The organism is uncultured Vibrio sp., assembly GCF_947488985.1.
Lineage (GTDB): Bacteria > Pseudomonadota > Gammaproteobacteria > Enterobacterales > Vibrionaceae > Vibrio.
This window is the reverse complement of sequence record NZ_CANLBV010000021.1, coordinates 1-22,487: the sequence shown is the minus strand read 5'-3', so window position 1 is coordinate 22,487 and position 22,487 is coordinate 1. Positions and strand designations below refer to the sequence as shown.

Sequence of the window (22,487 nt, the reverse complement as noted above, 5' to 3'; positions counted from 1 at the left end):
CTAGGACAAAATGTCGCACATTGCCGCTGTTGTACTAAAGTTTAATTGGTACACTCTGTCCCAAATTCCCCATCGGTGTCCATTATGTCTTTGCCTAGTTCAAATCTCTCTCATCTCCACCCTAGTACATCAACTCAATATCAGGCGTTTTCTGTGTTAGTGGTTGACGATGAAGTAGGGATGCAGGCTATTCTTAAGAAAGCACTGGGTAAGTACTTTAGCAAGGTTTCTAGTACTGGTTCCGTAGAGGATGCTGAAACCTTGCGTTGTAATGAGCACTTCGATTTAATCGTTCTTGATATTAATCTGCCAGGTCGCTCTGGTATTGAATGGGAAGAAGTGTTTAACGACCATGACAAACGCACCGACGTTATTTTTATGACGGGCTACGCTGATCTCGAAATGACCATCTCAGCGCTTAAGTTAGGCGCATCTGATTTTATTCTCAAGCCTTTCAACCTAGAACAGATGATTCAAGCTGTTTTACGTTGTATGGACAAGCGCCTAGAGCAACGCATGCAATATGCATTGCAACGTGATGTTAGCCGCCATATCAAAACAGAGCTTATCGGTAATTCAGAGCAAACCCAACAACTTAAGTTACTTATTAGCCAATTTGCACCATCCAAGGCGTCGGTTCTGATTGAGGGCGAGTCGGGTACAGGTAAAGAACTGGTTGCGCGTGGCGTGCATGAAGCAAGTAAGCGTGCAGGACCATTTGTACCAATTAACTGTGGCGCAATTGCTCCAGAGCTTTTAGAAAGTGAACTCTTTGGGCACATGTCCGGTGCATTTACTGGTGCGAAAAAAAACAGAGAAGGCCTATTTAGAGTGGCCAGTGGCGGTACTTTATTTTTGGATGAAATTGGCGAAATGCCACTGCCAATGCAGGCTGCGTTATTACGTGTCTTAGAGCAGCGTACTATTCGACCAGTAGGTGGCGAAAAAGAAATTTCTGTCGATGTACGTGTGGTTACTGCGACCAATCGAAACCTGCAACAAGAGGTCGACAGCGGTAAATTTAGACGCGATCTGTTCTACCGACTCAATGTGCTTAAGATTGATGTTACCCCTTTGAGAGAGAGACCATCCGACCTAAAGGAACTGGTTCCCTATTTTACGCGGTTATTATCACGTGAACTTAGCATGCCGCTCCCTAGTTGGGCACATGAAGATATCTTGGCGATGAATGAGTACGAGTGGCCGGGTAATGTACGTGAGCTTAAAAACTTAGTGGAAAGATGCATTCTTTTGAATAAGCCCCCCGCTCATTATTGGCGAGAGCTTAGTGGCAGTACGGCATCGTCCAACGTTTCAGTGACGGCGTCACCGAATGCCGACACGGTCAATGCCAATAATGAGACAGCTGCGGGCGAAGGATATCCGAACTCTTGGACGCTCAAAGAGGTCGAAAAGGCGCACATTGAACAACTTGTTCGCTACCATGATGGTAACAAATCGGCTGCAGCGAGAGATCTTGGCGTTGCTCGAAAAACACTAGAGCGTAAATACAAAGACTGGAATACCGAAGGTTCTGATTATGCCAATTAGCCATTGTTGGTGGTCAAAGTGGGTATTTCGGTTTAAAACCATGGTTCGTTATCGGCTGTTGTTTCTGACCTCTGCGCCGATCATTTTAACCTTGTGTGCACTTGTCGCCATTACCCTATATTGGTCTATTCACTATACTTGGCAGGAGGCGCTTATTGATGTTGATGAGCGCCTGTATGTGGCCGATAACAGCATTCATCTTATTCAAAAGCAGCAAACTTACAACGTTCGTGCGTTTGCTGAGTCTCATCAGTTTCGCACCAAACTCGCCAGCAACCCTTCACAAGAACAACTGACGCATTGGGTTGCTCGAAATAAATCCCGCTATCAGCTCGATTTTTTACGTTGGCGTAGTGTGGATAGCGTAGAAAATCAGCATGAGTATTTACGTTTGGCAGATAAATTGTCGTTTTTCAGTGTTCTTAATCAAAAGGAACTCGACAGCCTAGGTCGAGAGCTGGTGAATAAAGCGGAAGTGGCGATGCTGACTGAGCAAGGTGTCGAGACTCGTGGTTTAGTCAGTCGAACCATTGTTTCTATTCTGGATGAAAATGATCGTGTAATAGGGTTTCTTGATGGCGGGGTCCTGCTTAATAACAGTACTCAATTAGTCGATAAAATCAGTGATCTAATCTATCCGCAGCGTGAGGGTTTTAATCGTCGTGTTGGCACTGTGACCGTGTTTCTCGACGATCTACGGGTGAGTACTAATGTGCCTCTCAGCAGTAAACACAGTGAAGGACGCGCAATCGGCACGCGTGTTTCCAATGAAGTTCGTCATAAAGTCTTAGATCAAGGCGAACAGTGGTTAGGCAGCGCGTTTGTTTACGACGCTTGGTACATTACGGCTTATCAACCGATTCACGACCAATCTGATAACGTGATTGGCATGCTCTATACAGGGTATTTGGTTTGGCCGTTAATACAAACCTATGTGACTCACCTTGGCGAAATCGTTTTCACTATTATGTTGTTGTTAGTGGCTTCAGGCTTGATCGTTCACCGTGGCGCTCGTGATCTTTTCGCCCCTATTGAGCGGATTCATAAGGTCATAAAGCTGGTGCAAATGGGACAAGACAAGCGAATTGGTACGCTTGGGCTAGATGATCAACATGAACTTGCTCTGCTAGCGACGCAATTCGATAAAATGTTGGATTTGCTGCATGAACGCAATCAGGAAATTCAGACAGCCGCGTCAGAGCTTGAGTGTAAGGTACATTCGCGTACCGCCAGTTTAAAAGAGAAAACCGAGGAGCTTGAGCTCCATATTAAGCTCCTTAATCAAGCAAGAGACAAGCTGGTGGTCAATGAAAAACTCGCGGCACTGGGTGAGCTAACGGCCGGTATTGCACACGAGATCAATAATCCAACGGCCGTGATTTTAGGTAATGTCGAGCTGATGAAGTTTGAGTTGGGCGATGACATCAGTAGAGTCGACGAAGAAGTTCACGCGATCATGGAACAGATTGACCGAATTCGAAACATTACCCGCAGCCTTTTGCAATACAGCCGGCATGGCGGTGTTCAAGACGAAGTGACATGGCATCATATCAACCCAATCGTTGATGAGAGTATTACACTTGTAAAAACAGGCGCGAAGAAAAAAGGCATAGTCTATGTTTCCGAGCTGAATGCGAAAACGTCAGTCGAAGTTAACCGCAACCAACTGCTACAGATTCTGGTTAACCTCCAGATGAATGCCATTCATGCGATGGACGGACAAGGAACGTTGACTATCATAAGTGAGGATTGGATTGAAAATGGCGTATCTCACGGGGCGATTATTCATGTTCAAGACCAAGGCTGTGGTATCAAAGAAGAGCAATTACAACGTATCTTTTCCCCTTTTTATACCACGAAAAGGGACGGTACCGGGCTCGGTTTATCAGTCTCTCAAAGTATTTTAAGCCAAATTGGTGGTGAGATAAGAGTGGAATCTGAAGTCGGTAAGGGAAGCTGTTTTAGTATCTACCTACAACAGAAAGCCACACCGCAGTTGTTGGTGTCGAATCTTTGAGTTCAGGCTGGGCACTCAGTCATGTTGGTGGCATTGTAGTAATACGGTGAATTTGCTCTCTAAACAGACCTGAGCCGTTGCTAAACTGGCGTGAAGCGTTACCACTTACCTATCCACCAACACCTCAAGCACGCAACACCAAAGCACCTCCGAAATAAGAGGTGCTGATGGATAGGTACCCTAATGATTAAGGACTAATTGCTAAAGACCTCGAACGTAAGACCTTACACCGACCCGTTAATGCGCGGTCACCGATATTTTCGGCGGGTTGATATTGTGCTTTTTAAACTCTTTCATGACTCGTAGGGTGATGTCGGTTTCAAACAACTTTTCATAAGCGGTGTCCACGACATAAGCTTTGCACGTCAATTGTATTGCGAGGTAGTTATCGGTAATCGTCTGCTTCACCAAAACCGTCACAGGCTTGGGTAAGTGGATGTAACGGCTTGATGAGGCCGCTTCCTGTATCAGATCACGGGCGAGGGTGATGTCCTCATCCATACCTACGTAAAACGGAATCACCACCTGCATATCCAACGCGCCATAGTTACCACTGGTGGTTACTTCGTTTAAGAACTTGTTGTTCGGAATCGTGATGATGTCGTCGTTCAAAGTTCTCATACGTACCGAGTGTAAACCGATTGTAATAATGTCACCGTAGTTACCTTCGAACGTGACACGGTCACCGACTTGGAATGGTCTGTCAATCATTACGGTGATACCCGCGATGAAAGAGGCTGCCAAGTCTTTAAGTGCAAAGCCAACCGACACCGCCAGGGTACCGCCAATTAGAGCCAAGATTTGGTCGTTGATGCGGAAACTCATCATGAACACGATAAGACCAGTGCTCACGTATATGAAGAACTGCATGAACGATTGAAGCTTTTGCAACAGCATTCGATATTGAACAAACTGACTACCAAAGCTAGTCACCATTGAGTTGATGAACTTCAATAATAGCCACATCGCTCCAATGACGATGATAGAGAACAACACGCCACTCCAACGCACTAGACTCGCAATCTTAGAAATGTTTTCTACATTAGCTAACTCTTCTGTCGCATAAGTCGGGAAACTTACCGCTGTCGCCAAGCCAACAAATAATAGGACAAATAACTTCTTCATTTTATTTCACCCTTCATTTTACTTCACTAGCAGATGTTGACGGTCGAGAACGTTAGTAATATGGCGGAACCAGTGTTCGGAAATTCGAGCCTTTTCCTCATGCCAACCAATATAGCCACGGCTTTCAAAATAACGCAGGATCCCGGTGATCTCGGCGGTGCTCAGTTGGGTACATTCAGATAAGATTTCAGGTGAGAATGGGGTTGGTACGATTTTTGTAAATCTGGCTTTTTTCCAACCAGAAAGTCAGCAGGCGATAACGTCAACGGCTGGCATGAATTAAAGCCTTGTGTATGGGCGATGATAGAAGGTTGCACGGTCTATTTTTTCCTCGAAAATAGACGATATGTTCGCTGTAAACATAAAATTGAAAATGTGAGTCAGCGCAAACTATGATTTAGTTAGGTCGTCACTCATTTAATGGCCAGTAATTGCAATCAATACTTGCAGTTAAAGCCTTGAACAAGTAACGTTGCGGCGTTTTTCACATTAAAAAGGTAAAGGCATTGATCTCCACAGCAAATATCACCCAACAATTCGGCGCTAAGCCACTTTTCGAAAATATTTCAGTTAAGTTCGGCGAAGGTAACCGTTATGGTTTAATCGGCGCGAATGGCTGTGGTAAATCGACATTCATGAAGATCCTATCTGGTGAACTTGAGCCAACGGCAGGTAACGTAAGCTACGATCCAAACGAGCGCGTTGCTAAGCTAAACCAAGACCAATTTGCTTACGAAGAATTTACGGTAATCGACACGGTTATCATGGGTCACAAAGAGCTTTGGGCGATCAAACAAGAACGTGACCGTATTTACTCTTTGCCTGAAATGAGCGAAGAAGACGGCATGAAAGTGGCTGATCTTGAAGTTCAGTTCGCAGAAATGGACGGCTACATGGCAGAAGCGAAAGCCGGTGAGCTTCTTCTTGCGGTAGGTATCGAAGAGTCACTGCACTATGGTCTGATGAGTGAAGTTGCACCGGGTTGGAAACTTCGTGTTCTATTGTCTCAAGTACTGTTTGCAGACCCGCATATCATGTTACTTGACGAACCAACGAACAACCTGGACATGGACACCATCAAGTGGTTGGAAGATACGCTAAACCAACGTAACTGCACAATGATCATCATTTCGCACGACCGTCACTTCCTAAACTCTGTTTGTACTCACATGGCTGACCTTGATTACGGTGAACTTCGTCTATTCCCAGGTAACTACGATGAGTACATGACAGCCGCGACACAAGCTCGCGAACGTCTACTATCTGACAACGCGAAGAAGAAAGCACAAATTGCTGAACTTCAAACGTTCGTATCTCGTTTCTCTGCTAACGCATCGAAAGCGAAACAAGCAACGTCTCGTGCTAAGCAGATCGATAAGATCCAACTAGATGAAGTTAAAGCGTCTAGCCGTCAAAACCCATTCATCCGTTTCGAACAGTCTAAAGAGCTATTCCGTAATGCACTTGTGGTTGAAAACCTGTCTCAAGGTTTTGAAGAAGACCTATACAATAAGTTTGACGGTATCTTCGAAGTAGGTGAGCGTGTTGCTATCATCGGTGAGAACGGTGTGGGTAAAACAACACTACTTAACACACTAGCCGGCGCTCTTGAGCCTCGAACTGGTGAGTACAAGTGGTCTGAAAATTCAAATATCGGTTACTACGCTCAAGATCACGCCCACGATTTCGAGACAGATATGAACTTGTTTGACTGGATGAGCCAATGGCGTCAAGAAGGCGAAGACGAGCAGGTTGTTCGAGGTTTCCTAGGTCGTATGCTTTTTGGTCAAGACGACATCAAGAAATCGGTTAAGGTTATCTCTGGTGGTGAGCAAGGTCGTATGCTTCTTGGTAAGATTATGATGCATAAACCAAATATCCTGCTAATGGATGAACCAACCAACCACATGGATATGGAATCTATCGAAGCGCTTAACTTGGCTCTTGAGAACTACAAAGGCACACTGTTCTTCGTCTCTCACGACCGTGTATTCGTAGACTCACTAGCAACTCGCGTTCTTGAAATCAAAGACGGCAAGATCAATGACTTCCGTGGTACTTACGCTGAATTCTTGAAAGCACGCGGCTAATACCGTGTAGTAATGGTTAATATACGTAGATGGTTAATATAAGTAGATAGTTAATTCGTAAATGACAGTTAGTACGTATACTCAATGAGAAAGGGCTCTATCTTCTTTATAAGATAGAGCCCTTTTGTTTTGTGTCACTTAAACAAAGTGGATTCAGTCACATGAGTGCCCCTTTTTTCACAGGACAGTCTTGTTAGTATTTAAACTGGGCGACGATTTTATCCAGTTTGACACTCGCATTGGATACTTGTTCGCTACAACGAACCGACCCTGAGACTATAGAGTTGGTATCACCCGCCTTAAGCGCGATATCGGTAATATTGCGGTCTATTTCGGCAGATACCGCCGATTGCTGCTCGGAAGCAGTCGCTATTTGCGTGTTTAAGTCATACATTTCAATTATTTGCTGATGTATTCCTTGAATGGCGTTGACGACATCCTTCGTTTGTAATTTTACGGACTCCGTTTGCTCTAGGCTCGTCGCCATTTTTGCAACGGTTTTATCAATACCAGACGTCAGTGCTTGTATCGTCGATTCAATCTGGTGTGTTGAATCATTGGTCATCAAAGAAAGCTCTCTAACTTCGGCGGCGACGACCGCAAAACCTCGCCCATGTTCACCCGCACGCGCTGCCTCAATCGCTGCATTGAGCGCTAATAGATTGGTTTGCTCTGCGATCCCTTGAATTGTGGTCACCACTTGATTAATTTCTCGGCTTTGTACTTCAAGATCAACAATCAAGCTTTGCGATTCTGCAATGTTAGTTGCCATTTGATTGATGCTCTCATTAGTTGAGTGTGTTTCTTCAAGTGCTTGCTGAGCGTTACGTTTTATTTGATCAGCATTGAGCGCCGCATTTTCAATGTTGGCGGTAACTTCATTGCTGGTCATAACCAGTTCATTGACCGCTGTCGCAACTGACTCCGACTGTTGCTTCTGCTTTTCGGTATTGCTCATACTTTTTATCGCGGCCTCTGCAGAGCTAGCTGAACTGTCGCTGAGCACTGTCGTCACATCAGAAAGCTCTTTAATATTGCCATGCAGTTTATTGATGAAGGCGTCGAAGGAGTTGGCCAGTTGGGTTAGCTCGTCTTCACCTTTTGCATTCATACGCACCGTTAGATCACCATCACCACTGGCAATCGATTCCATCATGTGATTGATTGCTTTGATGCGTTTCAAGATAGTACGACCTATCATCGCTAACAGTAGCGAAAGCAGCACTACAATGGCCGCGCCAAATAGATGTAGCATGTTTTTGGTTCTATTACTGGCCTCGGTAATCGCTTGGCTGATTTCTATTTGAATCGTATTGATCGCTTTTTCAGTCTCGTGGACATTCGCTCTCAGCGCGCCTTTTAAGCCAAGTTCAGCAGACAGACCCAACTCAGCATTGGCATGCATTAGTGAATTTACCGCCTCCTTATAAGCGTTATAGGACTGCTCCGTGCTAATTGACGTCTGAGCGTAAGACTCAAAAACCGTTAGAGCCGTCGCTAATGCGTTGCTGGTGTCACTATTGATATCCGCGAGGTAGTGATAGTCCTTCTCAAAAAGCTCTAACAAAGCCAGTTCCAGAGCCAAGTTTTCTTCATGTGCAATGACTTCTTTAAGATCACTTCGTTTCTCATCCAGTACAGCGACATAACCCATCGGTAGCTCAACGCGATTTATGTCGTTAACCTGATACACAAGTTGATGGAACTGCGCTTGATACTTTCTAAGCGTTTCTGAGATGATTGACATTTTATCGGATAGGTGTAATTCGTGTGAGGTGAGGGTTGTATTCAAGGCTGCTAAACGTTGCTCTAACTCCTTTGCGGTTTCGTCGAACCACAGCACATATTTTTGCTCTCTTCTTAATAAAAAGTCTTTTTCATACCGTCTTAGCATTAATAGATCGACCGAGCTTTTGACGTTTTCACTTGCGGTACGTTCTAAGGATTCCAGCCTATCTAGGCTGATTTGTTCGTAAAAAGCATAAATTAAAACGGAAACAAACAATGTGACATTAATTAAAATAAACTTGTTGCGGATCGAAAGAGACAACCACCTAGATTGATTGACAGGTTCATTATTCATGGATAACTCCCTTTAGCCATAGACGTTGGTATTTTGTGATTTACTTATCATTCATTGATATACAACTAATAGCTCATATTGACGCTAATACAAGAATTCAAGCTAATTAGGGTGTGTTGATTTTTCGAGCTAATTTTTGTAGCGAGTTGCTGGGTATTTATACAAGACTACATGTGCATGAGAAACCGATAACGTAATAGAAATGACCAGCAAACGCTGCCCGAAGGGTTCGGCTAAAAGCGTTTTACTCTTTGTTGAGGAGGGTTTACTGAGAATGAAGGCTACTTCCCCTCGCCGCGATTAAAACACTTTTATCTTGAACAGAATTTAACCGCGAAAGATCAACACGCCCTAGTAAAGTGACGAACTGTTGTCATGAATATTAATCAGGGAAATGATGTGACGATATCTGAGGGTTTACCTACCACAAAAGGGTTGCAAATATAGGTGGAAAAAGGTGAGCTTCGAACGCAATAACTCTAATAGCTTTATATGCAAAATAAAGGAATTAAGGCCGATATTGGTAATCAAAGGGCCAGTAACTTGGAAGAGAAAGTGTAAAGGGGGAAATGTTCATTATGACGCAGAGCAAATGAGGTGCAAGCCTGAGCTCGCACCAGGAATTAGCTTGTTAACATTTAGTATCCTGTTGGCCTTTGACGTCAAAATCAATCTTGTCAGCGCCAGTGAATATTTGGAAACGCAGGCCTTTCGCGCGAGCGATGGTCGTAATGCCAAACTGTTGAGCTAAATCTAAACCCATTTGTGTAACACCGGAACGCGACAGTAGAACAGGGATCCCCATCTGTGCGACCTTAATCACCATCTCAGAGGTTAAACGACCAGTGGTGTAGAAGATCTTATCTTGACCTGACTCTTTGTTAAGCCACATCTCGCCAGCCAGCGTATCCACCGCATTGTGTCGACCAACATCTTCGACAAATGACAGCACTTGGTCATCTTTACACACAGCGCAACCGTGTACCGCTCCGGCTTTCTTATAGGTATCGTTGTAATGAGTCAACGCTTCAAGGGCAGTATAGATTTCCGACTGTTTGATCTTGTTCTGAGGTACTTGGTAGTCTTCCAGTTGCTTCATGACATTGCCATACATGGTGCCTTGACCACAGCCAGACGTTACCGTCTTCTTCTTCAATGCTTGTTCAAGTTGGCTGGTATCTTCTTTGGTGATAACCGCTGCAGAGCTGGTTTCCCAATCGATGATGATAGATTCCACCGCTTCTGGATCAGACAGGAAGCTCTGGTTTTTTAAATAACCTAAGACTAATGCTTCCGGACGCGAGCCTAAGGTCATTAAGGTTACGATCTCTTTCCAGTTCAACATCACGGTAAGAGGGCGTTCGCAAGCGATCTGTTTGGTTAGCTTCTCCCCATACTCGTCGAACACTTCAACTTTGATGGTCTGAAGTGGGTTTTCACTGGTTTTTATTATGTTAGGTTTTACCACAGTCACGTCCTACTTAATGAGATAGCGATTATATGAGAGAGGAATTCAACAGGAGCGACAGCGCTCCAATTGCTCAATGGTACTAAATAAATCAATGCACTCAATGAACAAGTACAATCGGTTGTTTATATGGCTGCCGGCTTATCCACTCGTCCGATATAGCGTTCAATATCGTTAGTAAACAGATAACATAAGTAAACAACACTCTTAGCTATAGCGCCTGTTATCCAATAATATTCTTACTTAGCAAATCTTATTCCAAAATAACGGGCATTGATGAAAAGATGAAGCATTAGATTAAAATAGCGCAAAATAGGGGAGTTAACCGCATCGAATTGGCTGGTATCGACTAACGTTATAAAGCAACTTAATAAACAAGTTGTCGAAAGAGTCAGTCGTTAACAAATAGTATGGACGGCAACCCAAGAGCATGTGAAAGATGGAACAAAGCGCGTATTGGCGTGTTTATTGCTTAGAGGGTTCATAGACTCGGACTCAGTACAAAGTGTCCGACACGCATTCACGCCAGAGGAATCAATTAGGTGAAGTATGTCTGAGATAAAACAATTCAAAGAACAATTTGAAAAAACAGAAGCAGCTTGGCCAATCGGTGTTCAAAGAGCAGAAAAAGAGATCAAAACTGGCATTTGGGTCACCACTCAGTGGGAGCTTACGGGCTTTGAGTTAACGCCAGACGATACTACCCAAGACGTTTGCTTACTTCAACTCTTTAAAGACGAGCGTACGGACTACCGTTTCAACTTAAGCTCTCAACATCCGAAGCTTTTTCTGGTGATGGATAATGTTGATTCTGATGTAAAGCCAATTATTCAACTACTTACTGCGTCACAAAGCGTTGCAGGGCAATATATGGATGGTGACAATCAAGTGCTATCTTGCGATATGCCGTTACCGATTCAAGCTTGGATGGAAGCTTTTATAGGCCGTCATGGTGAATTGTTAGAGCAAAGACGTAAAAAGCGTAAAGGTGCAGGTCGATCTAATGGCAACTAATTTTTTCAGCCGTTGGTCACAACGAAAACTAGACGACTCCGCCGAGCAAGCGGCCGAAGCAGAACAAGCATTAGAAACCAAGCAAACGCTTGAAGAAGCTCAAGTGACTTCCTCAGAGGTTCCAACTTCTGAAACTTCGTCTGATGCCCTTTCTTCTGCTAACGCAGAAACATCTGAGTCATTAGAAAACGCTTCAGATACTGAGATTGAAGCCACGCAAGATGGAGTAACAGAAGCAAGTGAAGATTTGTCTGTTGCTCAACTATTGGTATCAGAAGCATCAGAAAGCGTAAAAAAAGCCGCATTGCGTAAATTATTTCTCTCTGAAGAGTTTAATGTTCGTGATGGTTTAGACGATTACGACGACGATTACAGCAATTTGAAATCACTTTCTAAAGGTGTAGCGGAAACCTTACGTGATTGGGTTAACGAAAAAGCCGAAGATGAAACACAGGAAGAACTACAGCAAGTTATTGATAATGAAGGTCAAGAATCGGATATAGACCATGCTGAGAGTGATAGAGAACCTGATGAAAATGCCGAAATGACGGCAATAGAAAAAGAGCTGTATAAAAACACAGCACCAGGTAAGGGCGAGACAATCTCAGACGAAGAGGACCTAAAAGAGATGGGACAAAATATACCACACAAACAATAGGTACATTTTGACTACACATCCAAACAGCCGCTTGCGACAAAATGTCTCAGGCGGTTTTTTTATACACACATAGAACGCCTCAACCCATTAAGTAACTGATATTAATTGGTTATTAAAATGGCACGGCATTTGCTATATGACGTTCATTATCAACTTTATTGTAATTAAACGCGTAAACAAGCTGAAAATGGCGCACTTACCTTAAGGGAGATGCGTTAATTGATTCTTCAGCAAGTTCTCTATCGCTTACTACACTGAAGGTTGAACAGACTATCCATGTCCATAAATGGAACTGAGCAATGCTTAAACAATTATTACAACAAGCAACTTCAAACAACGCGAAAGCAAGGCTGTATGCATTTGAAAATACAGTTGAGCTGACCAATTTGATCCCGCCTACCGTTAGCTATGAAAGTGGCGGTAATACTCTTGTTATTGGTCCAACTGCAATCATTGAAAGTGCAGCGGCTCAACTACCTCAGTTGACGAGCCTAACGTTATTGTCGACAGATGGCGTAAAAGGTAGCAACCCTGAGCTGTACTTCGCCAAGTCGGTTCAAGTATCTGGCTTCTTGGGTACATTTGAAGTATTGATTGAAACTCAAGCTTCATCGACCAACCTCGCAAAAGTGGCCATTAACCAAGACCGTTTCGACGTCGTTTTGGATCTATGCCTAAATAGCTGCATGACGGAAGAAGTGCCGGTTCCGGGTTACTTCCCAGTCGGGCGTGGTTACCCAAAACTGGCAGAGGCACTGGAAGAGATTCCAACCTTAATGGGCACATTTGATAAGCCCAAATTCTTTCGTTTAGACACGGATCTCTGTGCGCACAGTTCACGTGGCGTAAAAGGCTGTGAACGTTGTGTCGATTCTTGTCCTGCAGGTGCACTATCAAGTGTCGGTTCGGAGAAAACCGGTCATAAGATCGAGATTAACCCTTACTTATGTCAAGGTGTTGGAACGTGCGCAACCAGTTGTCCGACAGAAGCGATTACCTATGCGCTGCCAAACCCTGATGACACTCAAAAGTTTATTGAACGTACGCTAGCCAATTATGAGCAAGCGGGCGGTCTGGATCCTATCATTCTGATTTGTAGTTCTCGACATGAGACCTACAACGTGATGGCACTAAAAGTGTTACCGGATAACGTTATTCCTATCGTTGTTGAAGAGCTGCCTTCGATTGGAATTGATACTTGGTTTGCTGCGCTGGTGAATGGTGCAACTCAAGTTCTGTTTGCCGCTTCTCGTTATATGCCAGAAACCATCCTTCGTGTTTTAAATAACGAAGTTGGTATCGCTCAAGAACTGCTTGACCAAATCGGTGTGCCTAAAGAAGCCATCGATATCCTGTATTTAGAATCTCTGCGTGAAGGTCCTCCAACACTGTGTGTAGACTCTTTTGACCTTGCACTTGGCGATCTTCAAGGTAATAAACGTCAACGTTTATTCACCGCACTTGATGCAATGTCTTCCTCTCGTATTCCGGTAGAGAACATTGTTGAACTTCCATCGAATGCTCCCTATGGCACGGTTTCGTGTGAAAGCAAAGACTGTACCTTGTGTATGAGTTGCGTGGCCGTTTGTCCGACACGTGCGCTTCATACCGACGGTGCTTCTCCATCACTTAAGTTTGTCGAACAAGACTGTATTCAATGTGGTCTATGTGAAAAGGCGTGTCCTGAAAATGTTCTTACCCTGACTCCACGTATGAATTGGGTAAAAGAAGATCGTCAACAAGCGGTTGTCATTCATGAAGAGAAAGCCGCGGAATGCATTCGTTGCCATAAGCCATTCGCACCGCAATCTATGATTGACATGTTACAGAATAAGTTACGCGGTCACTCTCACTTTTCAGATGAATCCGCAATCAACCGTATTGCGATGTGTGAAGACTGTCGTGTGATAGATATGTTTGATTCGATGGCTGAAGACCCATTGAAGCAACTGAAATACTAGGAGTTGGCATTGGATACTAATTTGGAACACACACAAGAAGCCGATCAAGCACAAGAGCAAACACTAAGAACGGAAATCTATTTGGTTCTTTCTTCATTGTTTCGTCGTGCGCCTTCTGCGGAGGTTATTGATTTCCTAAAGACACTAGATATTGAAGTGTCTGAAAGTGCGATGCAAAAAGCGTGGGTTGCGATTCAACAAGCCGCCGCACAATCAAATCGCGAAGCATTAGAAGAAGAATATCAAGATCTGTTCATTGGCATTGGCCGTGGAGAGGTCGTTCCATTTGGCTCGTGGCATCGAACGGGCACCATGATGGAAAAACCATTAGCAGAAATTCGTCATGATCTTGAGCTATTAGGCATTGAACGTGATGATCAAGTGAAAGAGCCGGAAGATCATATCGCTGCATTGTGTGAAGTAATGGCCATGCTAACGGCTGAAGAAGAAGCCCTGCAACAAGCAGTGTTCAATAAACACCTTGGCCCTTGGTTTAACTCTTTCACGCGTCAGCTTGAAGGGGCAGAAAGCGCGAACTTCTACAAGTCGGCCGCTCAGCTGTGTGAAGCATTCCTAACGCTAGAGCAAGTGCGTTTTAGCGTGAATACACAAAGTATGAAGCACAAATTAAAGATTGATGTGAAAAACGTCACTGATTACGAGTAATCGAGCAGTACGCGATTATATCGATAGAGGGGCATTAAGCCTCCAAAAAAGATCTACCGTAAGGTAAGGAAGCAATGATGAAAGATAATAAAGATATAAATACAAGCCGTAGGGACTTACTCAAAGGCTTGACGACTGCAGCCGTAGCTGGTGCCGTTGTCGCTGGGACAACCAAAGTGGCAATTGCGTCAGAAACGGTTGATACGACAAAGAAAGACATCAAGAAAACGGGCTATCGTGAAACACAGCATATTCGTGATTACTACGACACACTTTAGGAGATAACGGATGAAACTTGTCAAACGCTCCGATAGTGTGAGCAAAGAAACCAATCAACTAGGTGTGTCTCGACGCGCCTTCATGAAAAACACCTCATTAGCCGCTGGTAGCGCGGTTGTAGGCGCAAGTCTATTCGCCCCGGGGATGATGAAAAAGGCGCAAGCTAAATCTGTCGATCCAGAAGCGAAAACAGAAGTGAAACGTACCATCTGTTCTCACTGTTCTGTGGGTTGTGGTATTTACGCGGAAGTTCAAAACGGTGTTTGGACAGGTCAAGAGCCTGCATTCGATCACCCATTCAACGCTGGTGGACACTGTGCTAAAGGTGCCGCTCTGCGTGAGCATGGCCACGGTGAACGTCGTCTTAAGTACCCAATGAAATTGGAAGGCGGGAAGTGGAAGAAGCTTTCTTGGGAACAAGCGATTGAAGAGATCGGTAACAAAGCGCTAGAGCTTCGTAAAGAGTCTGGCCCTGATTCGGTTTACTTCCTAGGTAGTGCAAAACACAGTAATGAACAAGCTTACGCATTCCGTAAGATGGCGTCACTTTGGGGCACCAACAACGTTGACCACCAAGCGCGTATTTGTCATTCAACCACAGTAGCCGGTGTAGCAAACACTTGGGGTTACGGTGCGATGACCAACTCGTTCAATGACATGCACAACTGTAAGTCGATGCTGTTCATTGGTTCAAACCCAGCAGAAGCCCACCCAGTTGCGATGCAACACATCCTAATCGCGAAAGAGAAGAACAACTGTAAGATTGTTGTGGCGGATCCTCGTCGTACGCGTACTGCTGCGAAATCTGATCACTATGTATCACTTCGTCCAGGTTCTGACGTTGCGTTTATCTGGGGCGTACTATGGCATGTTTTTGCTAACAAATGGGAAGACCAAGAGTTCATCAACCAGCGCGTATTCGGCATGGAAGAGATCCGTGAAGAAGTGGCGAAATGGAACCCTACAGAAGTTGAACGTGTAACAGGCGTAAACGAACAAGACGTTTTCCAGACTGCTAAACTCCTTTCAGAGAACCGTCCGGGTTGTATCGTTTGGTGTATGGGTGGTACTCAGCACACCACAGGTAACAACAACACACGTGCTTACTGTGTACTTGAACTTGCGCTAGGTAACATCGGTAAATCAGGTGGCGGTGCCAACATTTTCCGTGGTCACGATAACGTACAGGGCGCAACTGACCTTGGCGTACTCTCTGACACACTCCCAGGTTACTACGGTCTATCTGAAGGTTCTTGGCGTCACTGGTCGAAAGTTTGGGACGTAGACTTTGATTGGATCAAAGGACGTTTCGACGACAATGCATACGGCGGTCAGAAACCAATGAACAGTGCAGGTATCCCTGTTTCTCGTTGGGTTGATGGCGTACTCGAAGACAAAGACAAGATTCGCCAACGCGAAAATGTTCGAGCCATGTTCTACTGGGGTCACGCGGTGAACTCCCAGACTCGTGGTCCAGAGATCAAAAAGGCGATGCAGAAGCTGGATATGATGGTTATCGTTGACCCGTATCCAACACACGCAGCAGTAATGAACGACCGTACTGACGGTGTTTACTTGCTACCTGCAACCACTCAATTTGAAACCTACGGCAGTGTAACGGCGTCAAACCGTTCTCTACAATGGCGTGACAAGGTGGTTGAGCCTCTGTTTGAATCTAAGCCTGATCACGAGATCATGTACCTGCTTACTAAAAAGCTTGGCTTCGCAGATCAGATGTTCAAAAACATCCGAGTGGAAAATAACCAACCACTTATTGAAGACCTGACTCGTGAATTCAACAAGGGTATGTGGACGATAGGTTACTCTGGTCAAAGCCCTGAGCGCTTAAAAGAGCACCAACAAAATTGGCACACATTCCACAAAACGTCTCTGGAAGCAGAAGGCGGGCCAGCTAATGGCGAGACTTACGGTCTTCCATGGCCATGTTGGGGGACTCCAGAGATGAAGCACCCAGGTACGCATATCCTATACGATACGTCTAAACCTGTTGCACAGGGGGGCGGTAACTTCCGTACTCGTTTTGGTGTGGAATTTGAAGGCCAAAGCCTGCTGGCGGAAGATAGCTATTCAAAAGGATGTGAAATCAAAGACGGTTACCCAGAATTCAGCGACAAGTTGATTAAACAACTGGGTTGGTGGGATGACTTAACGGCGGAAGAGAAAGTCGCGGCTGAGGGTAAGAACTGGAAGACCGACCTTTCGGGTGGCATTCAACGTGTGGCTATCAAGCACGGCTGTATTCCTTTTGGTAACGCGAAAGCACGTGCGATTGTTTGGACATTCCCAGACCGTGTACCGCTGCACCGTGAACCACTGTACACACCGCGTCGCGATCTGGTTGCCGATTACCCAACGTGGGATGACAAAGAAGCGATTTTCCGTGTACCGACCTTGTACAAGTCGATCCAAGCTCAAGACAAGTCGGCTGAATACCCAATAGTGCTGACTTCTGGTCGTCTGGTTGAGTACGAAGGTGGTGGTGAAGAAACGCGTTCTAACCCTTGGTTGGCAGAGCTACAGCAAGAGATGTTTGTTGAAGTCAACCCGAAAGATGCAAATGACATTGGCTTTAAAGATGGCGATGACGTTTGGGTTGAGGGGGCAGAGAAAGGCCGTATTAAGGTGAAAGCGATGGTCACTCGTCGTGTTAAACCGGGTCTGGCGTTCCTTCCATTCCACTTCGGTGGCCGATTCGAAGGTGAAGATTTGCGTTCTAAATATCCAGAAGGCACGGACCCTTACGTTACTGGTGAAGCGGCTAACACAGCGACCACCTATGGTTACGATCCTGTCACCTTGATGCAGGAAACGAAAGTAACCCTTTGTAATATTCGTAAAGCGTAAGGAGTCTTAAAATGGCTAGAATGAAATTTCTTTGTGACACCAAGCGTTGTATCGAATGTAACGGTTGCGTCACTGCATGTAAAAATGAAAATGACGATGCTCTTGAATGGGGTATTCAACGTCGCCGCGTTGTGACACTGAACGACGGTGAACCGGGTGAAAACTCTATCTCAGTAGCATGTATGCACTGTACAGATGCCCCTTGTATGGCAGTTTGCCCTGCAGACTGCTTTGAACATACCGAAGACGGCATTGTACTTCACAATAAAGACCTATGTATTGGTTGTGGTTACTGCTTGTTTGCTTGCCCATTCGGCGCACCTCAATTCCCTAAACAGGAAGCCTTTGGTGAGCGCGGCAAGATGGACAAATGTACATTCTGTGCCGGAGGCCCTGAAACGGAACCGGGTTCCGCAGAAGAGCGTCAAAAGTACGGTGCGAACCGTATTGCTGAAGGCAAGCTACCAATGTGTGCATCTTTATGTTCAACCAAAGCACTGTTAGCGGGCGATGCAGAGAAAGTTTCTGATGTTTTCCGTCAACGTGTTGTTGAGCGTGGTGCGAAGGGGGCAGGCTGGACCGACGGCAATGACCTTTCTTATGATGCGACTAAGAGCTAAGTTAGGAGAGACATATGCTTACAATATTTAAGCGTCTCTTCCTTGTTGTGCTGCCAGTTTTGGCAGCACTAACAATGCTGTCTCCTTTGAGTCATGCATCTGAGACTAACAATTCACAAGCTCAACCGAGCAGTGCTGAAAAAGAAATCACACAACTTGCAGGCGCTGATTTTTGGCGACAGGTCAGAGACGGTGAAGAGGGTTACACCACCTCGCAATCTGCTGAGCATGGCGTGTTGATCAGTACCCCTGGGCAAACGTGGTACATACTCAAAGAAAAATGGATGTCACCCGCGGGAGCTGTCGCTATTTTCGGGAGTGTTGCCGTTGTTACCTTAATGTACCTTGCGATTGGTCCATTGATGTTGAGTGCGCCGAGAACAGGACGTAAGATCAAACGCTGGTCTCGAATGGACCGCGCATTGCACTGGAGTATGGCTTTTACCTTCTTAACCTTGGCATTCAGTGGTTTGATGCTGGTTTATGGTAAGCACTTCTTGAAACCATACATTCCAACTGAGCTATGGGGATTCATCGTTCATTTAGCGAAGCAGTATCACAACTACATCGGCCCGCTTTTCTTCGTGTTGTTGATGGCTGTTCTTATTAAATGGTGGCGTAAATCGATTTTCAAGATGGTTGATATCCAGTGGTTCATGAAACTGGGCGGCATGGTTGGCAAGCATAAAGGTTCTCATCCATCTGCTGAGTTTTCGAACGCAGGGGAAAAAGCACTATTTTGGCTGTTGATAGTCATGGGTGTTGTTGCTGCTATCAGCGGTTTGGTTTTAGATTTCCCAATTTTCGGTCAAACACGCCGTGATATGGAGCTTTCCAACCTAGTGCACATGTTCTCTGCTCTTATTCTAATCTGTGGTTTTGTGTTCCACATCTACATCGGATTATTCGGTATGGAAGGTGCACTAGAAGCGATGGTAACAGGTGAAGTTGATGAAACCTGGGCAAAAGAGCATCATGACATTTGGTACAAAGAAATGATGGATCAAGAGAAATTAAACAGTGATCAAGCGGGTGTCAGCGCAGAAGAAAGCGCGAGCGTAACGACAGATAAGAGTGAAGGGGTGAATAAGAATGAACAAACCTCATAAAGGTATTTGGGTTGCTTATATTTTAAGTTGCTTTACACCATTTACTTGTCTCCTTTCTGGCGTAATTGCCATCATCTACGCTGGTTACCGCTTAGATAAAGGTGAAGACGGAGAAGTGATCGACTCTCATTATTATGGTCTGATTCGCTCATTTTTCTTGAATCTAACGTTCTTTGTGGTGCTTATCGTAACGGTAGCGACGTCTAACGGTGTCTTGGTAGGCGTTAACAACTACTGGTACCACAACCACTTTATTGATGATATCGCTTATTACATTCCGTACGTCGGTATGTTATTTGGTGGTATTGCGATTGTGATTTGGTTCATCCGAATGTATCAAGGTATGCAGCGTTTAAGTCAAAATTTACCGCAAAATCCTTCAACAGGACCAAACCTGTAGTAGAGAACCAGACAGACTAGATAGCGACTTATCTAGAACAATCGTTATTAGAAAGCCCAGTGACTTCACTCATTGGGCTTTTTTTGGTAATTCATTCTATAAAATCCTAGTTAATTCACCGATCGATTATGGTGCACCTCCCCAAAATAGTGCGCTGTGTGTACTTCATTTTTTCTCCTATAAGTTATAAATAGGTGCAATAAACCAAATTTCTTTTTAAATCATAAGCTTAAAATTAAAGTTTATCGCACAAAAAGTGCGCTACTAAGTTGGAACGTATTCTGCATTAGCTATTGAGTCTTTAATTACCTATTAGTTTGCACGAAACCAGTGCAGATCAAATAAAGCGAAGGAGAATGCTTTAATGAGTGAAACCGTGACTCAAGTTCATAGTGCAGTACAGTCCCTTACCCAAAGTTCAGATACTTTATTCCATTACTCGGTGCCATCATGGTCTTCTTGATGCATGCTGGCTTTGTTTCCCCATTCTTCGAAGGCATTATTTGGAACGGTAATTTCGGTTTCCAGACATGGTTAGAAAACCAGTTTGGATACGGATTCCATGACTTTGCAGGTTCAGTGGTTGTGCATGGTGTCGGCGGCTGGATCGCTTTGGTCGCGGTTTATTTTCTTGGTATGCGTAAAGGTCGCATTCGCGCAGGTAAACACACTAACTTCGCACCATCGAACATTCCTTTCCTAGCGCTAGGCTCTTGGATCTTATGTGTCGGTTGGTTTGGCTTTAACGTGATGTCGGCGCAAGCAATCAATGGCATCAGTGGCTTAGTGGCGATGAATTCGCTGATGGCAATGGTCGGCGGTATTCTTGCGGCGTTAGTTGCTGGTAAAAATGACCCAGGCTTTATTCACAACGGGCCTTTGGCTGGTTTAGTGGCTATTTGTGCCGGTTCAGACTTAATGCACCCACTTGGTGCGTTAGTCACCGGTGGCGTTGCGGGAGCACTGTTTGTTTACCTACTTACATGCAAAACAAGACACAAATTGATGATGTATTAGGTGTGTGGCCTATGCATGATGCTTGGGGTGGTATTGCCGCGGGTATCTTCGGGCAACAAGGGCTATGGGGATTAGGCGGTGTAAGCTTGGCTTCGCAAGTGGTCGGCACCCTGGCAGGCATTACTGTGGCGTTGGTTGGTGCACTGATTGTTTACGGTGTGTTGAGCAAATTAACGGGATTACGTTTGAGCGAAGAAGAAGAATTCAACGGCGCTGATCTTTCAATCCATAAGATTTCCTCTATCAACGAAGACTGATTCATTAACTGAGCAGTTAAAGGTAATAAGCGGCTTCGGCCGCTTTTTTTTATCTTGTTTGAAAGTACAAGCAGCGCAACACACGAGTGACCTCACAAATAACCAATGAATTCAGTTGGCTAAGACTATCGTCTAATCCCTAAAACTATTGTTGAAATATGAACAGTGCTAAGCTGTTACTATGTGACATATTAAAAAGGACGTTATATGAATTTCCCATATCGAAATATCGTAATTCTTACTGGCGCTGGGATTTCAGCGGAGTCGGGGATACAAACCTTCCGTGCACAAGACGGATTATGGGAAAACCATAAGATTGAAGATGTCGCTACTCCTGAAGGGTTCGTAAAAGATCCAGACTTAGTACAAGCATTTTATAATAAACGTCGTCAGGGCTTGCAAAGCGATAGTATCTTGCCCAATTTAGCTCATAGAGCCCTGGGTGAACTCGAAGAGAAACTGGATGGTAAAGTGACGATCATCACCCAAAACATCGATAACTTGCATGAGAGAGGGGGTAGCAACAATATCATTCACATGCATGGTGAACTTTTAAAGGCTCGCTGCAGTGAGTCCAATCAGGTTATCGATCATAAAGGGGATATCAATACAGGAGATCTTTGTCACTGCTGCCAAATTCCAGCTCAAATGCGTCCTCATATTGTTTGGTTTGGTGAAATGCCTTTAAGAATGGGGGATATTTATTCGGCATTAGAAGAAGCAGACCTGTTTATCTCTATAGGTACATCAGGGGTAGTTTATCCCGCAGCGGGGTTTGTTCATGATGCAAAAATGCATGGTGCGCACACAATAGAGATTAATCTTGAGCCAAGTGCGGTTGAAAGTGAATTTGAAGAAAAGCGATACGGTAACGCAAGTATCGAAGTACCAAAACTGGTGAGTGAACTACTATGCTTAGAGAAGGGCTCTCAACTGGCTTAAAATCGCTTTAATAATGCTGCGATAAACACAGAACCGCCAGTAGTAAGACACGAGGCTACTTATTCCAATAGTAGCAAATAACTGGTCACCCTAGCTGGTAAAAGCGCTTGATAACTGCGTTAGAATTTTTGATTGTAGAATAACTACTTACCGAAAATTTTTGTTGAAAAGAGCTGCCTTGTTCTCAAGTTTTTTTCCTGCGCTATTTCTGATCACTTAATTACTGTAAGCGTCTACGAACCGACTCATTGACTTTCTAATATCAACACAGATACCGCCAACTAAGGCGGTATCTGTCATTCTGAACGCTATTCGGAAATGGGGGACTCGTCCGTTTTTGGCATGTTCCAAGGAAGAAGATGACC

At 44.6% G+C, this 22,487-nt stretch carries 16 protein-coding genes and 1 pseudogene; 14 read left to right on the top strand and 3 right to left on the bottom strand.

Annotation, left to right across the window (positions count from 1 at the left end):
- The first annotated feature begins 84 nt into the window (after positions 1 to 84).
- Complete coding sequence (locus tag Q1A70_RS07075) at positions 85 to 1,551, top strand: sigma-54 dependent transcriptional regulator (protein WP_299690080.1); 1,467 nt, start codon at positions 85 to 87, stop codon at positions 1,549 to 1,551.
- Entirely contained in the window at positions 1,541 to 3,568 is a 2,028-nt protein-coding gene (locus tag Q1A70_RS07070) for a cache domain-containing protein (protein WP_299690083.1), read from the top strand. The genes Q1A70_RS07075 and Q1A70_RS07070 overlap by 11 nt, the downstream gene beginning before the upstream one ends.
- Positions 3,569 to 3,805: 237 nt before the next feature.
- Here the strand turns inward: Q1A70_RS07070 and Q1A70_RS07065 are convergent, their stop codons facing one another.
- Positions 3,806 to 4,693 carry a mechanosensitive ion channel domain-containing protein gene (locus tag Q1A70_RS07065; protein WP_299690086.1) on the bottom strand — a complete coding sequence of 296 codons (888 nt, stop codon included), beginning with the start codon at positions 4,691 to 4,693 and terminating at the stop codon, positions 3,806 to 3,808.
- A 506-nt stretch (positions 4,694 to 5,199) separates the two neighbouring features.
- Here Q1A70_RS07065 and Q1A70_RS07060 point away from each other — a divergent pair.
- A complete protein-coding gene (locus Q1A70_RS07060; RefSeq protein WP_299690089.1) occupies positions 5,200 to 6,783 on the top strand; it encodes an ABC-F family ATPase in 1,584 nt (527 codons plus the stop codon).
- Positions 6,784 to 6,976: 193 nt separating this feature from the next.
- Here the strand turns inward: Q1A70_RS07060 and Q1A70_RS07055 are convergent, their stop codons facing one another.
- On the bottom strand, positions 6,977 to 8,866 hold the full coding sequence (locus Q1A70_RS07055; protein ID WP_299690092.1) for a methyl-accepting chemotaxis protein: 1,890 nt from the start codon (positions 8,864 to 8,866) through the stop codon (positions 6,977 to 6,979).
- Between the two features lie 631 nt (positions 8,867 to 9,497).
- Positions 9,498 to 10,334, bottom strand: a complete 837-nt coding sequence (fdhD, locus tag Q1A70_RS07050) for a formate dehydrogenase accessory sulfurtransferase FdhD (protein WP_299690095.1) — start codon at positions 10,332 to 10,334, stop codon at positions 9,498 to 9,500.
- A gap of 549 nt (positions 10,335 to 10,883) precedes the next feature.
- On the opposite strand from fdhD, the gene Q1A70_RS07045 reads away from it, so the two are divergent.
- The 11 genes and pseudogenes from Q1A70_RS07045 (at position 10,884) to cobB (ending at position 22,122) form a co-directional block, all read left to right on the top strand.
- Positions 10,884 to 11,348, top strand: a complete 465-nt coding sequence (locus Q1A70_RS07045) for a DUF3305 domain-containing protein (RefSeq protein WP_299690098.1) — start codon at positions 10,884 to 10,886, stop codon at positions 11,346 to 11,348.
- Complete coding sequence (locus Q1A70_RS07040) at positions 11,338 to 12,006, top strand: DUF3306 domain-containing protein (RefSeq protein ID WP_299690101.1); 669 nt, start codon at positions 11,338 to 11,340, stop codon at positions 12,004 to 12,006. Before Q1A70_RS07045 ends, Q1A70_RS07040 begins: the two co-directional genes overlap by 11 nt.
- Before the next feature lie 299 nt (positions 12,007 to 12,305).
- Positions 12,306 to 13,967 (top strand): 4Fe-4S dicluster domain-containing protein, encoded by a 1,662-nt coding sequence (locus Q1A70_RS07035; protein ID WP_299690104.1) that lies wholly within the window; start codon positions 12,306 to 12,308, stop codon positions 13,965 to 13,967.
- A 3-nt stretch (positions 13,968 to 13,970) separates the two neighbouring features.
- On the top strand, positions 13,971 to 14,633 hold the full coding sequence (locus Q1A70_RS07030) for a molecular chaperone TorD family protein (RefSeq protein WP_299690107.1): 663 nt from the start codon (positions 13,971 to 13,973) through the stop codon (positions 14,631 to 14,633).
- Positions 14,634 to 14,710: 77 nt separating this feature from the next.
- Positions 14,711 to 14,911: a twin-arginine translocation signal domain-containing protein gene (locus Q1A70_RS07025; protein WP_299690126.1), complete on the top strand. Its 201-nt coding sequence runs from the start codon at positions 14,711 to 14,713 to the stop codon at positions 14,909 to 14,911.
- Positions 14,912 to 14,921: 10 nt separating this feature from the next.
- Positions 14,922 to 17,777, top strand: coding sequence for a formate dehydrogenase subunit alpha (locus Q1A70_RS07020; RefSeq protein WP_299690110.1), 2,856 nt, complete (start codon positions 14,922 to 14,924; stop codon positions 17,775 to 17,777).
- Between the two features lie 11 nt (positions 17,778 to 17,788).
- Positions 17,789 to 18,397 (top strand): formate dehydrogenase FDH3 subunit beta, encoded by a 609-nt coding sequence (fdh3B, locus tag Q1A70_RS07015; RefSeq protein WP_299690112.1) that lies wholly within the window; start codon positions 17,789 to 17,791, stop codon positions 18,395 to 18,397.
- 14 nt (positions 18,398 to 18,411) lie between these two features.
- The gene (locus tag Q1A70_RS07010; protein WP_299690115.1) at positions 18,412 to 19,506 is read left to right on the top strand and encodes a formate dehydrogenase subunit gamma; all 1,095 of its coding nucleotides are present in this window, start codon (positions 18,412 to 18,414) and stop codon (positions 19,504 to 19,506) included.
- Entirely contained in the window at positions 19,490 to 19,906 is a 417-nt protein-coding gene (locus tag Q1A70_RS07005; RefSeq protein WP_299690119.1) for a hypothetical protein, read from the top strand. Before Q1A70_RS07010 ends, Q1A70_RS07005 begins: the two co-directional genes overlap by 17 nt.
- Before the next feature lie 364 nt (positions 19,907 to 20,270).
- Positions 20,271 to 21,180: pseudogene (locus Q1A70_RS07000) on the top strand (hypothetical protein).
- A gap of 207 nt (positions 21,181 to 21,387) precedes the next feature.
- Positions 21,388 to 22,122, top strand: a complete 735-nt coding sequence (gene cobB / locus Q1A70_RS06995) for a Sir2 family NAD+-dependent deacetylase (protein WP_299690123.1) — start codon at positions 21,388 to 21,390, stop codon at positions 22,120 to 22,122.
- Positions 22,123 to 22,487: the final 365 nt, after the last annotated feature.

Coding starts and splice junctions, on each gene's coding strand:
- Q1A70_RS07075 (WP_299690080.1), top strand. CDS start 85: ATGTCTTTGCCTAGTTCAAATCTCTCTCATCTCCACCCTAGTACATCA.
- Q1A70_RS07070 (WP_299690083.1), top strand. CDS start 1,541: ATGCCAATTAGCCATTGTTGGTGGTCAAAGTGGGTATTTCGGTTTAAA.
- Q1A70_RS07065 (WP_299690086.1), bottom strand. CDS start 4,693: ATGAAGAAGTTATTTGTCCTATTATTTGTTGGCTTGGCGACAGCGGTA.
- Q1A70_RS07055 (WP_299690092.1), bottom strand. CDS start 8,866: ATGAATAATGAACCTGTCAATCAATCTAGGTGGTTGTCTCTTTCGATC.
- Q1A70_RS07045 (WP_299690098.1), top strand. CDS start 10,884: ATGTCTGAGATAAAACAATTCAAAGAACAATTTGAAAAAACAGAAGCA.
- Q1A70_RS07040 (WP_299690101.1), top strand. CDS start 11,338: ATGGCAACTAATTTTTTCAGCCGTTGGTCACAACGAAAACTAGACGAC.
- Q1A70_RS07035 (WP_299690104.1), top strand. CDS start 12,306: ATGCTTAAACAATTATTACAACAAGCAACTTCAAACAACGCGAAAGCA.
- Q1A70_RS07025 (WP_299690126.1), top strand. CDS start 14,711: ATGAAAGATAATAAAGATATAAATACAAGCCGTAGGGACTTACTCAAA.
- Q1A70_RS07020 (WP_299690110.1), top strand. CDS start 14,922: ATGAAACTTGTCAAACGCTCCGATAGTGTGAGCAAAGAAACCAATCAA.
- fdh3B (WP_299690112.1), top strand. CDS start 17,789: ATGGCTAGAATGAAATTTCTTTGTGACACCAAGCGTTGTATCGAATGT.
- Q1A70_RS07010 (WP_299690115.1), top strand. CDS start 18,412: ATGCTTACAATATTTAAGCGTCTCTTCCTTGTTGTGCTGCCAGTTTTG.
- Q1A70_RS07005 (WP_299690119.1), top strand. CDS start 19,490: ATGAACAAACCTCATAAAGGTATTTGGGTTGCTTATATTTTAAGTTGC.
- cobB (WP_299690123.1), top strand. CDS start 21,388: ATGAATTTCCCATATCGAAATATCGTAATTCTTACTGGCGCTGGGATT.